The sequence below is a fragment of the Mesorhizobium dulcispinae genome, from assembly GCF_033977345.1.
Taxonomy (GTDB): Bacteria; Pseudomonadota; Alphaproteobacteria; order Rhizobiales; family Rhizobiaceae; genus Mesorhizobium; species Mesorhizobium dulcispinae.
This window is the reverse complement of the sequence record NZ_JAVIIY010000014.1, coordinates 1-13,142: the sequence shown is the minus strand read 5'-3', so window position 1 is coordinate 13,142 and position 13,142 is coordinate 1. Positions and strand designations below refer to the sequence as shown.

Annotated in this window: 10 protein-coding genes; 7 read left to right on the top strand and 3 right to left on the bottom strand. The window is 63.6% G+C overall.

What is annotated here, in order from left to right; all coding sequences use genetic code 11:
• Positions 1-106 precede the first annotated feature (106 nt).
• Both pgi and RFN30_RS25205 read left to right on the top strand, forming a co-directional pair.
• Complete coding sequence (pgi, locus tag RFN30_RS25210) at positions 107-1,750, top strand: glucose-6-phosphate isomerase (protein WP_320264778.1); 1,644 nt, start codon at positions 107-109, stop codon at positions 1,748-1,750.
• Between the two features lie 6 nt (positions 1,751-1,756).
• The gene (locus RFN30_RS25205) at positions 1,757-2,482 is read left to right on the top strand and encodes an HAD family hydrolase (protein ID WP_320264777.1); all 726 of its coding nucleotides are present in this window, start codon (positions 1,757-1,759) and stop codon (positions 2,480-2,482) included.
• Here the strand turns inward: RFN30_RS25205 and RFN30_RS25200 are convergent.
• Positions 2,479-3,117, bottom strand: coding sequence for a class I SAM-dependent methyltransferase (locus RFN30_RS25200; RefSeq protein ID WP_320264895.1), 639 nt, complete (start codon positions 3,115-3,117; stop codon positions 2,479-2,481). The genes RFN30_RS25205 and RFN30_RS25200 overlap by 4 nt on opposite strands.
• Positions 3,118-3,194: 77 nt before the next feature.
• Positions 3,195-5,201, bottom strand: coding sequence for a long-chain fatty acid--CoA ligase (locus tag RFN30_RS25195; RefSeq protein ID WP_320264776.1), 2,007 nt, complete (start codon positions 5,199-5,201; stop codon positions 3,195-3,197).
• Positions 5,202-5,680: 479 nt separating this feature from the next.
• Here RFN30_RS25195 and RFN30_RS25190 point away from each other — a divergent pair, with 479 nt between their 5' ends.
• Genes RFN30_RS25190 through RFN30_RS25170 form a run of 5 tightly spaced genes read left to right on the top strand, consistent with a single transcriptional unit; the run spans position 5,681 to position 10,937 of the window.
• The gene (locus RFN30_RS25190) at positions 5,681-7,279 is read left to right on the top strand and encodes an ABC transporter substrate-binding protein (RefSeq protein ID WP_320264775.1); all 1,599 of its coding nucleotides are present in this window, start codon (positions 5,681-5,683) and stop codon (positions 7,277-7,279) included.
• A 50-nt stretch (positions 7,280-7,329) separates the two neighbouring features.
• A complete protein-coding gene (locus RFN30_RS25185; RefSeq protein WP_320264774.1) occupies positions 7,330-8,337 on the top strand; it encodes an ABC transporter permease subunit in 1,008 nt (335 codons plus the stop codon).
• Complete coding sequence (locus RFN30_RS25180) at positions 8,337-9,248, top strand: ABC transporter permease subunit (RefSeq protein ID WP_430694693.1); 912 nt, start codon at positions 8,337-8,339, stop codon at positions 9,246-9,248. Before RFN30_RS25185 ends, RFN30_RS25180 begins: the two co-directional genes overlap by 1 nt.
• Positions 9,248-10,099: an ABC transporter ATP-binding protein gene (locus tag RFN30_RS25175; RefSeq protein ID WP_320264773.1), complete on the top strand. Its 852-nt coding sequence runs from the start codon at positions 9,248-9,250 to the stop codon at positions 10,097-10,099. Before RFN30_RS25180 ends, RFN30_RS25175 begins: the two co-directional genes overlap by 1 nt.
• Before the next feature lie 13 nt (positions 10,100-10,112).
• On the top strand, positions 10,113-10,937 hold the full coding sequence (locus RFN30_RS25170) for a dipeptide ABC transporter ATP-binding protein (protein ID WP_320264772.1): 825 nt from the start codon (positions 10,113-10,115) through the stop codon (positions 10,935-10,937).
• A gap of 183 nt (positions 10,938-11,120) precedes the next feature.
• Here the strand turns inward: RFN30_RS25170 and RFN30_RS25165 are convergent, their stop codons facing one another.
• Positions 11,121-12,884 carry an adenylate/guanylate cyclase domain-containing protein gene (locus RFN30_RS25165; RefSeq protein WP_320264771.1) on the bottom strand — a complete coding sequence of 588 codons (1,764 nt, stop codon included), beginning with the start codon at positions 12,882-12,884 and terminating at the stop codon, positions 11,121-11,123.
• Positions 12,885-13,142: the final 258 nt, after the last annotated feature.

Genomic DNA, 13,142 nt, shown 5'->3' with positions numbered 1-13,142 from the left:
GCCGCGCTTGAATAAATCGAAATCGGCTCAATAGAATGACGCGCCGACACGCGCCGGAAACATCCGGCTTGTTAAAATAGTCTAAAAACCCGCCAGGAGCCCGCCAGTGGATCAGTCAGCCTTCGACAAGCAGGTCACCGCTCTGCGTGAGCAGCGCGCGGCCACAAAGGGCACAATGCGCGACGCCTTCGCCGCCGATCCCAAGCGTTTCGAAAGGTTTTCCGCCACCGATGGCGATCTTCTGCTCGACTGGTCGAAATGCGCGGTCGACGCTGACACGATGGCGATGCTGGAGAAGCTTGCGGGCGCCGCCGATCTCGCGGGACGTCGCGCCGCGATGTTCGAAGGCAAGAAGATCAACATCACCGAAGACCGCGCCGTGCTGCACACGGCGCTGCGCAACCTGACCGGCAAGAGCGTCGTGGTCGATGGCCAGGACACCAAGGCCGAGGTGATTGCGGTGCTCGATGCCATGGGCGCCTTCGCCGAGGCCATTCGCTCGGGCAAGGCCGCCGGCGCCACCGGCAAGAAGATCACCGATATCGTCAATATCGGCATCGGCGGCTCGGACCTCGGACCGGCAATGGTCACGGTGGCGCTGGCGCCCTACCACGACGGGCCGCGCGCGCATTATGTCTCCAATGTCGACGGCGCCCACATCCACGACACGCTGAAGGGGCTTTCGCCCGAAACGACGCTGTTCATCATCGCCTCCAAGACCTTCACCACGGTCGAGACGATGACCAATGCCGAAACGGCGCGCAAATGGGTGGAGAAGGCGCTGGGCAAGGAGGCGATCGGCAAGCATTTCGCCGCCGTCTCGACCGCGCTCGACCTGGTGGCGAAGTTCGGCATCGCCTCCGACCGTGTCTTCGGTTTCTGGGACTGGGTCGGCGGCCGCTACTCGGTCTGGAGCGCCATCGGCCTGCCGGTGATGGTCGCCATCGGCCCGCGCAACTTCCGCGCCTTCCTCGACGGCGCGCATGAGATGGACGAGCATTTCCGCTCGGCGCCACTGCAGAAGAACCTGCCGGCGCTTTTGGGGTTGATCGGCTGGTGGCACCGGGTGGTTTGCAAATATCCGGCGCGCGCCGTCATTCCTTATGACCAGCGCCTCTCGCGCCTGCCGGCCTATCTGCAGCAGCTCGATATGGAATCGAACGGCAAGAGTGTCACGTTGGATGGCGGCGCGGTCACCACGCCGACCGGCCCGCTGGTCTGGGGCGAGCCCGGCACCAACGGCCAGCATGCTTTCTTCCAGCTTCTGCACCAGGGCACCGATTTTATCCCGGTTGAGTTTCTCGCCGCCGCCGTCAGCCACGAGCCCGAGTTGAAGAACCACCACGACCTCCTGCTTGCCAACTGCCTGGCACAGTCGGAGGCTTTCATGAAGGGCCGCACGCTGGAAGAGGCGCGCGCGCAGATGCTGGCCAAGGGCATGAAGCCCGCCGATGTCGACCGCATTGCGCCGCACCGCGTCTTTTCGGGCAACCGTCCCTCGCTCACCATCCTCTATCGCAAGCTCGATCCGCGCACGCTCGGTCGTCTGATCGCGCTCTACGAGCACCGCGTCTTCGTCGAAGGCACGTTGTTCAACATCAACTCGTTCGACCAGTGGGGTGTCGAACTGGGCAAGGAATTGGCGACCGGCCTGCTGCCTGTCGTGGAAGGCAAGGAGACTGCCGCAAACCGCGACGCCTCGACTGCCGGACTGGTGGGACATATCCACCAATTGCGCAGCGCGGAGTAAAAGGATTTGGCAGATATCAAGGGCATTCTGTTCGACAAGGACGGCACGCTTGTCGACTTCAACGCAACCTGGCTCGGCATTGCCGACTTCATGGCCATGGACGCCGCCGAGGGCGATCGCTGGAAGGCGGACAGGTTGCTCGCCGCGGCCGGTTTCGATTTCGCCAGCAAGCGCTTCAAGCCCGATTCGATCTTTGCCTCCGGCTCGAACATGGATGTCGTCGAGCTCTGGTTCCCGCGCCTGTCGGACGAGGACCAGATGCTGGCCGTCTCCCGCTTCAACGAGATCACCTCGGTGCAGGGCTCGTCGATGGCGGTCGCACTTCCCGGCATCGTCGAGTCGCTGCGGGCCCTGCACAAGCGATCCTTCCGGCTGGGCGTCGCCACCAACGATTCCACCAGCGGCGCCGAGAAGACGCTCGCCACGCTCGGTGTCGCGCAGCTCTTCGACGCCGCCTTCGGCTATGATGCGGTGGCGAACCCGAAGCCGGCGCCCGATACCGTCGTCGCGTTCTGCGACCTGACCGGGCTGAAGCCCAGCGAGATCGCCATGGTCGGCGACAATCGCCACGATCTCGAAATGGCGCGCGCCGGCGGCTGCGGACTGGCGATCGGCGTGCTTTCCGGCACCGGCACGCGCGACTCGCTATCGCCGATGGCCGACGTCATCCTGGACTCGGTCGCCGACCTGCCGGACTTTCTCGCCGCGCGGGTGAGCGTGCCGGCAGGCTAATCAGCAGCCGCCGCGACGAACTGAAACACCCCGCTCGGTTTCGGCGCGCCGCCGCCGTTTCCGCCAACATCAGGCACCTGATACTCGCCAAGCAGCCGAAGCCGCGACCCGGGCAGCCAGGCGCGGCCCGGATCGCCGACCAGCACCTCGATGCCGGCGGCGAGGCAGCGGTCGAGGAAGGGGATGACCCGTCGCGCAACCGCCTGCCCGTAGAAAACATCGCCGGCGAGCACTAGGTCGACGACAGGCGGCGGACCGGCGGTGACATCCTCGCCGATTATGGCGATGGCGGCGCCGTTGGCCGCCGCGTTGAGGCCGAGCGCGACGACGCCGTTGCGGTCGATTTCCGCCGCGATCACCTCGCTTGCCCCGGCCAGTGCCGCGGCGATGCCGACAAGGCCGGAACCGGCGCCGAGGTCGAGCACGCGGCGGCCGGCAACGGGCGAGGGCCGGTCGAGAATGTAGCGCGCCAGCACTGCCCCGCCCGCCCAGGCATAGGCCCAGTAGGGCGGCTGCGGCTCGGCCGTGCCCTCGTCGGCGCCATCATCCGGTTCGAGCAGCCGTCTCAGCCCGCTGCCGGGATGGGCTGTATAGAGGCGGATTTCGGGCAGCGACGGCACCGGCAAAAGCCGCATGTTCGCCTTGATGAATTCCGCCGGATCGAGGCCGCCGCGACGCTCTGGCGTCAGGCAGGCAACATTTTCGCTCAAGTCTACTCCCGCAATGCGCGCCGCAGGATCTTGCCGACCGGCGTCTTCGGCAGCTCGGTGCGGAATTCGATGTATCTCGGCCGTTTGTAGCCGGTGAGGTTCTCCCGGCAATAAGCGGTCAGCGTCTCGACGGTGAGGGCCGGGTCCTTCCTGACCACGAACAGCTTGGGCACCTCGCCGGAATGCTCGTCCGGAACGCCGATCGCCGCCACCTCGAGCACGCCGGGATGCTGCGCCACGACCTCTTCCAGCTCGTTCGGATAGACGTTGAAGCCGGAGACGAGGATCATGTCCTTCTTGCGGTCGACGATCTTGGTGTAGCCGCGTTCGTCCATGAAGCCCATGTCGCCCGACTTGAAGAACCCGTCCTTGGTCATCACCTTGGCGGTCTCGTCCGGCCGGTTCCAGTAGCCGGCCATCACCTGCGGCCCGCGGATGCAGATCTCGCCCACTTCGCCGAGCGGCACGTTGTTGCCGTCGTCGTCGCGGATGGCGATCTCGGTCGAAGGCAGCGGCAGGCCGATCGTGCCGGTGAATTCGCTGGAGCTGAATTTGTTGGCGGTCGCCACCGGCGAGGTTTCGGAAAGCCCGTAGCCTTCGCTCACCGGGCAGCCGGTCAGCGCCTTCCAGCGTTCGGCCACGCCCTTCTGCACCGCCATGCCGCCGCCAAGCGTCAGGATCAACGGCCTGAAGTCGAGCTTGCGGAAGTCCTCATTGTTGAGCAGCGCGTTGAACAGCGTGTTGAGGCCCGGGAAGATGTGGGCCGGATATTTCTGCAGCTCCTTGACGAAGCCCGGAATGTCGCGCGGGTTCGGGATGAGCACATTCTGCGCGCCCTGCTGCATGCCCATCAGCGCGTTCACCGTCAGCGCGAAGATATGGTAGAGCGGCAGCGCGCATATGAAGTTGAGATGCGCGGGCTTCGGCTTGATCGTATAGGCGTCCTCCACCCACAGCGAATTCTGCGCCACGTTGGACAAGACGTTCCGGTGCAGCAGCGTCGCGCCTTTCGACACGCCGGTTGTGCCGCCGGTATATTGCAGGAAGGCGATATCGTCGCCCGAGACCGTTGCCGGTCTGAAGGCGATCGCCGCGCCGGCCTTCAGCGCAGCATTGAATTTGACGTGGCCGGGCAGCGACCAGGCGGGAACCATCTTCTTCACCCGCCGCACGACGAGGTTGACGATCGCGCCTTTCAGGCCGCCCAGCATGTCGCCCATCGCCGCCACCACCACATGCCTGACCGGCGTCCGGGCGATCACCGCCTGCAGCGTGGTGGCGAAGTTTTCCAGGATGACGATGGCCTGCGCACCGGAATCCTTGAGCTGATGCTCGAGCTCGCGCGGCGTGTAGAGCGGGTTGACGTTCACCACCGTGAAGCCGGCGCGAAGCACGGCCATCATCGCCACCGGATATTGCAAAACGTTCGGCATCATCAGCGCCACGCGCGCGCCCTTCTCCAGGCCTTTCGACTGCAGATAGGCACCGAAGGCCGCCGAAAGCCGCTCGAGCTCGGCGTAGGAGATCGACTTGTCCATGCATACATAGGCGGGCTGGCCGGAGAACTGCTTGCAGGCGCCGACGAGGAAATCGCCGATCGAATTGTAGGAGAGCGGACCGATCTTGGCCGGCATGTTCTTCGGATAGTTTTTCAGCCACGGCTTTTCCGGCAATCCGGCGGTGAGCTCGGTGATCGCCTTCGGCAACCGCTTGGCCTGCGTCGAGGCCGGCTTCGCGGCCGCAGGCTTGTCGGTGTTTGCGGTTGCAGCCTTGGCGGCGGATCCGGGATTCGTGTTTTTTGGAGCGGCAGCTGGCTTCGCAGCGGCCTTCGGCTTGGAGGCGGCCTTTGCAGGTGACGGCGTCTTGGCGGGTGAAGAAGCCTTGGCGGATGAAGCGGCCTTGGCAGGGGAAGCGGTCTTGGAAGGTGAAGCCTTGGGCGCGACCGCCTTGCCGGTCGCGGCCTTGGCTCTTGCCTTCGCCGGGGGCGTCGTCTTCGCTGCTTTTGCCACCAAATCCCTCCCTGGTGTCCCTGGTCTTGCTGTCTCGCGCCGCGTCCCTTCCGATATAGGAAGCGTCCTCCGCTGCCGCCGATCGCGGATTCCCAAGAAATCCCGCCTGACACCTATGTATTGCCTCTATCGGCGGCGGTGCAAGTCTTGCCCCAGCGGCAGCGGCGGAAAGATTTGCCGCGGAAATCTCTTCTCCCGACCGCTCCCGGAAGCGTGTGCCGGCGAGGACCAGGATCGCAAGAAGGGTGCCCTTCGCTCCAATTTCGGGAGGCGGCCAATCAATAAAAAAATGCGGTCGTTAACAATGTCGTGATCGAAAAATTCTGCTAATTTTTTCCACCTTTTGAGGAGAATTCGGATTCTTTTCCTGCTTACCGTGGGGTACGCAAACGGGGTGTTCCAAAGCCCGAAAAACGGTGCTTATATGCGCGCTTCGCGAGCCTGATAGAGGGGCTTGGAAGAACATCAGGGAGTGCTCAATGAAAAAGACAATGACTTTTGCAGCCGCGTTGCTGGCTGCAAGCGTCCTCGGCGGGATGGCCAATGCAAAGACGCTTGTTTATTGCTCGGAAGCGTCGCCGGCCAATTTCGATCCGGGTACGACGACGGGCGGTAACGACTTCGACGCCTCGTCGCGCACGGTCTATTCGCGCCTGGTCGAGTTCAAGCATGGCGGCACCGAGATCGAGCCCGGCCTCGCCGACAAATGGGAAATCTCCGACGACGGCCTGGTCTATACTTTCCACCTGCATCCGGGCGTGAAGTTCCAGACCACCGACTATTTCAAGCCGACCCGCGACCTCAACGCGGATGACGTGATCTTCTCCTTCGACCGTCAGTTCAACAAGCAGAATCCGTGGAACGGTGACAAATATCTGCCGAACCTGACCTGGGACTACTATACCGGCATGGACATGCCGAAATACGTCGCCAAATGGGAAAAGGTCGACGACCTCACCGTCAAGCTGACGCTGACCGAGCCGAACGCGCCGATGCTGGCCAACCTCGGCATGGACTTCGCCTCGATCGTCTCGAAGGAATATGCGGACCAGCTCGAGAAGTCCGGCAAGATGGCCGACTTCTCGACCAAGCCGATCGGCACCGGCCCGTTCCAGTTCGTCGATTATCAGCTGGATTCAGTCATCCGCTATGCGGCGAACCCGGACTACTTCAAGGGCAAGGAGAAGATCGACGATCTCGTCTTCGCCATCACGCCCGACGCGACCGCTCGTACCCAGAAGGTGCTGGCCGGCGAATGCGATGTGGCTCCCTATCCGAATCCGGCGGACCTCGCCACCATCAAGGGCAACAAGGACGTGACCTTGATGGATCAGGCCGGCCTCAACATCGGCTATATGAGCTACAACACGACGATCCCGCCACTCGACAAGCCCGAGGTTCGTCATGCGCTCAACCAGGCGATCGACCGGGAAGCGCTGATCAAGGCGCTGTTCCAGGATGCCGGCGCCACGCCGGCCCAGAACCTGATCCCGCCGACCATGTGGTCGTGGAACAAGGACGTGAAGTTCGATTCCTATGATCCGGATGCGGCCAAGAAAGTGCTGGCCGATGCCGGGCTGAAGGAAATCCAGCTCTGGGCCTCCGACCGCGTTCGTCCGTACAACCCGAACTTCCAGCGTGCGGCTGAGCTGATCCAGGCCGACTGGGCCAAGGTCGGCGTCAAGGCGGAGATCGTCAACTACGAGTGGACCAAGTATCGCGCGGAGGGCAAGAAGAAGGATCGTCCAGGCGCGTTCCAGGTCGGCTGGACCGGCGACAATGGCGATCCGGACAACTTCTTCGCCACCCTCTTCGCCTGCTCCGCCATCGGTGTCTCGAACTACTCTAGCTGGTGCGACAAGGACTTCGAGGATCTGATCCAGAAGGCCAAGAAGACCAGCGACCAGGGTGAGCGCACCAAGCTGTACGAACAGGCGCAGGTGATCTTCCAGAAGCAGGCCCCTGCCTTCCTGCTGGCCCACAGCCAGGTCTACTCGGTCGTTCGCAACAACGTCAGCGGCTACAAGATGGACCCGCTCGGCATTCATCGCTTCGACGGCGTTGACAAGGCCGAATAATATTGCGAACGGGGCGGCGCAATTTTAGCGCCGCCCCATTCCATTCGACGATGCTCCGATATCTTCTCAATAAATTCGCCCTCCTGATCCCGACCCTGGTCGGCATCACCATCTGCGCCTTCGCCTTCGTCCGGCTGCTGCCCGGCGATCCGATCCTGGCCATGGCCGGCGAGCATGGCGTATCGCCGGCGCGCTACGAAGAGCTCAAGGAACAGTTCGGCTATAATCTGCCGATCTGGGAGCAGTATGCGCGCTATGTCGGCGAGGTTGCCACAGGCGATTTCGGCGTTTCCATCTCGTCCAAGCGCCCGGTGATGGAAGAGTTCAAGACGCTCTTCCCGGCGACGCTGGAACTCTCCTTCTTCGCCATGATCTTCGCCATGGTGATCGGCATCCCGGCCGGCATATTCGCGGCCGTCAAGCGCGGTTCCTGGTTCGACCAGTCGCTGATGGGGACAGCCCTCGTCGGCTATTCCATGCCGATCTTCTGGTGGGGTCTGCTGCTCATCATCTTCTTTTCCGGCTACCTCGGCTGGACGCCGGTTTCCGGCCGCATCGGCCTGCAATTCTTCTTCAAGCCGATCACCGGCTTCATGACCATCGACAGTCTCCTCTACGGCAAGTGGGATGCGTTTCGTTCGGCGCTCAGCCATCTCGTCCTGCCCGCGATCGTGCTCGGCACCATTCCGCTGGCGGTGATCGCGCGCCAGACGCGCTCGGCCATGCTCGAGGTGTTGGGCGAGGACTATGTCCGCACCGCGCGCGCCAAGGGGCTTTCGGCCGCCCGCGTCATCGGCGTGCACGCTTTGCGCAACGCGCTTATCCCGGTCGTCACCACCATCGGCCTGCAGGTCGGCACGCTGCTTGCCGGCGCCATCCTCACCGAAACCATCTTCGCCTGGCCGGGCATCGGCAAGTGGATGGTCGATTCCATCTTCAAGCGCGACTATGTCGTCGTGCAGTCAGGTCTGCTTTTGATCGCCCTCATCGTCATGGCCGTGAACCTCATCGTCGACGTGCTCTACGCCGTCATCAACCCGCGCATCAGGGCGGCGTGATGAGCCAGTCGACCGAAATCGCCCCTATGGCCGCGGGCAGCCCGGACCGGCTGACCGGCTTCAAGACCTTCTGGCATTATTTCTCGGTCAACCGCGGCGCCGTCATCGGCTTGGTGGTCTTCATCCTTTTGGTGCTGGCGGCACTCTTTGCGCCGCTGCTCGCGCCCTATGCGCCCGACATCCAGGACAAGACCGCGTTCCTCAGGCCGCCGGCCTGGCAGACGGGCGGCAGCACTCAATATCTGCTCGGCACCGATCCGGTCGGCCGCGACATCCTCTCGCGCCTGCTCTACGGCGCGCGCTTCTCGCTGCTCATCGGCGCGGTCGTGGTCACGCTGGCCCTCACCGGCGGCATCACGCTCGGCCTGCTGGCGGGCTATTTCCGCGGCTGGGTCGATGTCGCGATCATGCGCGTCATGGACCTGATCCTCGCTTTCCCGTCGCTGCTTCTGGCGCTGGTGCTGGTCACCATCCTCGGCCCCGGCCTGTTCAACGCGATGCTGGCGATCTCGCTCGTGCTGCAGCCGCATTTCGCGCGGCTGGTGCGCGCTGCCGTGATGGCTGAGAAGAGCCGCGAGTATGTCGTGGCGGCGAAGGTCGCCGGCGCGGGCCATCTGCGGCTGATGCTCAAGACCATCCTGCCGAACTGCCTGGCGCCGCTGATCGTCCAGGGCACGCTGTCCTTCTCGAACGCCATCCTGGAAGCCGCCGCACTTGGCTTCCTTGGCCTTGGCGCGCAGCCGCCGACGCCGGAATGGGGCACCATGCTCGCCTCGGCGCGCGAATTCATCCTGCGCGCCTGGTGGGTGGTGACATTCCCGGGTCTTGCCATCCTGATCACCGTGCTTGCCATCAATCTGATCGGCGATGGCCTGCGCGATGCCCTCGATCCGAAGCTCAGGAGGTCGTAATGGCATTGCTCGACATCAAGAACCTCGTCGTCGAATTCCAGACCGCGTCCGGCCCGTTCCGCGCCGTCGACGGCGTCTCGCTCCATGTCGACGAGCGCGAGGTGCTGGCCATCGTCGGCGAATCCGGCTCCGGCAAGTCGGTGTCGATGCTGGCGGTGATGGGCCTTCTGCCCTGGACGGCGACCGTCACCGCCGACCGCATGACATTTGGCGGCCGCGATCTCTTGAAGATCAGCCCGGCAGAGCGCCGCAAGATCATCGGCAAGGACATTGCCATGATCTTCCAGGAGCCGATCGCCAGCCTCAATCCGTGCTTCACCGTCGGCTTCCAGATCGAGGAAGTGCTGCGCTTCCATCTCGGCATGGACCGTGCGCAGCGCCGGGCCCGCGCCATCGAGCTCTTGAAGCAGGTCGGCATTCCCGAGCCCGCCGAGCGGCTGAACTCCTTCCCGCACCAGATGTCGGGCGGCCAATGCCAGCGCGTCATGATCGCGATGGCGATCGCCTGCAATCCAAAGCTGCTCATCGCCGACGAGCCGACCACCGCGCTCGACGTCACCATCCAGAAGCAGATCCTCGATCTCCTGGTTTCGCTGCAGGCCAAATACGGCATGGGCCTGATCATGATCACCCACAATATGGGCGTGGTGGCGGAGACCGCCGACCGCGTCATCGTCCAGTACAAGGGCCGCAAGATGGAAGAGGCCGACGTCTTGTCGCTGTTCGAGAGCCCGAAAAGCAACTACACGCGCGCGCTGCTCTCGGCGCTGCCGGACAACGCCGTCGGCGACCGGCTGCCGACCGTCTCCGACATGCTGTTCGAGCCGGCGCCCCCAGTAGCTGGGGCATGACCGGAGCAGGCGCATGACCAAAGTCGTCGAAGGCAAGAACATCAAACGTGACTATCATGTCGGCGGCGGGCTGTTCCGTGGCGCGCGCACCGTGCATGCGGTGAAGGGCGTCTCCTTCAGCGTCGAGAAGGGCAAGACCCTGGCCATCGTCGGCGAGAGCGGTTGCGGCAAGTCAACCCTCGCCCGCATCATCACGCTGATCGATCCGGCGACGGCGGGTGAGCTCTTCATCGACGGCAACAAGGTCGACATCGCCAGGGACGGACTGACCAAGGAGATGCGCCGCAAGGTGCAGATCGTCTTCCAGAACCCCTACGGGTCGCTCAACCCGCGCCAGAAGATCGGCGACGTGCTCGGCGAGCCGCTGCTCATCAACACCGACAAGCCGGCCGAGGAGCGCCGCGACCTGGCGATGAAGATGCTGAAGAAGGTCGGTTTGGGGCCGGAGCATTATAACCGCTACCCGCATATGTTCTCGGGCGGGCAGCGCCAGCGCATCGCCATTGCCCGCGCCCTGATGCTGAACCCGAGCCTGCTGGTGCTGGACGAGCCGGTCTCCGCGCTCGACCTTTCGGTGCAGGCGCAGGTGCTCAACCTGCTTGCCGACCTGCAGGACGAATTCCAGCTGACCTATGTCTTCATCAGCCACGACCTCTCGGTGGTGCGCTACATCGCCGACGACGTGATGGTGATGTATTTCGGCGAAGCGGTCGAATACGGCCCGCGCGACGAGGTCTTCTCCGACCCCAAGCACGCCTACACCAAGACGCTGTTCGCCGCGACGCCGCGCGCCGATGTGGCGAGCATCAAGGCGCGGCTGGCGAAAAAGGCGGCTTAGAGTAAAAACCCAACTATTCTGAAAGACCGAGTTTTACCAAAGGCGACTTACGTCTGCCAAGGCGGTCGCTTTGCGCCTGATATCGGCCGTTGAGGTCAGCGTTACCGTTGCCCGAAACCAGACATTGCCGGCGACCACGCTGGAGGTCGCGGTCGCGCCCGCAAAAGAGGGCCGCGCAACCGCTTATTTGGGTACCGCCATGGCGAAGCCGACCCGGATGCGTTCGGCATCGGCGGGATCCCGGAATGGCAGCCGCCCGACATGCTCCGAGATGCGATAGTTCGGATTTATCTCTTTCAGTTCCGCCCAAACACACCGCGCCTCGTCGACTTCGCCGAGGTGACCAAGGGCGGCAATGAGAAACCCGCGCGACAGGTCGGTCTTGGGCGAGAGGCGGATCCGCTCACGGAAGGCCTCGACAGCCTTCTGGTATTGGCCGGCGATGAGATAGGCGGAGCCGATGAACTGCCAGGTCAAGTGCCCCACCAGCGGATCGAGGCGCAGCGCGTGCTCCAGATCCGGAATCGCCTCCAGGGGCGCGCCGTTGTAGATGTTGCCCACCCCGCGCATGCGGAGCGCCAACGCGAAGTTGGGGTTGAGCGCCAGCGCCTTCTCCACTTCTTCGCGATGACCGGCCAGATCCTTCTCCCAGAACTTCACGATCGCGGCTACAGAGTGCGCATAGGGCAGGGTGGGGTCCTTCTCGAGCGCCAGCCTGCTGTAGTGGCCCGATAGTTGTTGGCTGTCGGTGCGCCCGCTCCAGTGGTTCTGGAAGTCGTGGTTGTAGGCGTGGGCCAAACCAGCATATGGTTCGGCATAGTCGGGGTCGAGCTCGATCGCCTGGGTGAACAGCGCGACTTCGCGCTCGAAAGACTCCTTTGTCTTTTCAGGACCGAACAACGCCTCCCGCCCGCGCAGGAAGAGATCGTGCGCCTCGATGTTTCTCGTTGGCGTACGGGCGATACGCGCCGACTCCGCTGGAGTAAGTGTGACTTTCAGCGCCTCGACGATCTGGCGCGTTACCTCGTCCTGAACCACGAAGATGTCGGTGAGGTCACGGTCGTAGCGGTCCGCCCAAAGGTGTGTCCCGGCCGTGGCGTCGATGAGCTGCGCGGTGATCCGCACCCGGTTCCCGGCCCGCCGGATCGAGCCCTCCAGCACCGAGGTCACGCCGAGCTCGCGCCCCACGGTGCGGATATCGATGCTCTTGCCCTTGTAAGTGAAGCTCGAATTGCGGGCGATGACGAGCAGCCCGGCGACCTTCGACAGATCGGTGATGATGTCCTCGCTGATGCCGTCGGCAAAGTACTCCTGTTCAACATCGCCGCTGATGTTGACGAACGGAAGAACCGCGATTGACGGAGTTCTGGGCGGCTTGGAAGGTGCCGCTTCGCCCCGTTGGGCAGCCTTGGCGAGCCGGTCGTCGACCACGACACAGAACACCTGGATGGGGCGCGCAATGTTCTTGACCGCGAAGTCGCCGCGGTCCTCGATATTGATTGGAACCTTATCGCGCACCTGGTCCGCGGCGGTGCGGGAGATGAACACACCGCCGGGCTCGGCCAACGCTTCCAGCCGGGCGGCGATGTTGACGCCGTCGCCATAGATGTCGTCACCCTCGACGATGATGTCGCCGACATTGATGCCGATGCGGAACCAGATCGCGTTGTCTCCCGCGTCGGCGTTGTGCTCGCGCATCTTGTTCTGGATTTCGACCGCGCTGGTCACCGCCTCGACCGCGCTGGCGAACTCGACGAGGGCGCCGTCGCCCATCAGCTTGACGATCCGGCCTGAATGCGAGGCGATGGAGGGGTCAATGATGTTCTGGCGCAGCGTCTTCAGCCGCGCGAGCGTTCCGGCCTCGTCGGTCTCCATGAGGCGCGAATAGCCGACCACGTCCGCCGCGAGGATAGCGGCGAGGCGACGATGTGCACGGCCTTCGGCCATTCAACATCCTTTCGAGTCACGATCAGCAATTCGTCAACTCGTACATTCTATCTAGCCCGTCTGGCAGCGGGACGCCAGATTCGCTGGCCCCGAATGACCGGCTGGGGTCACGTTAGGACGATGCCCACGGCCAACCTGAATGTCCGCTCTTGAAGATTCGCAGACCGAAGCTGCCGGTCTGCTCTCGTGAAGAGTTTCGGGCGCCGGCAGGCGTACGAAAGTCCCCGAGGAAGGAACCCGCGGGCCACAGGCGATGGT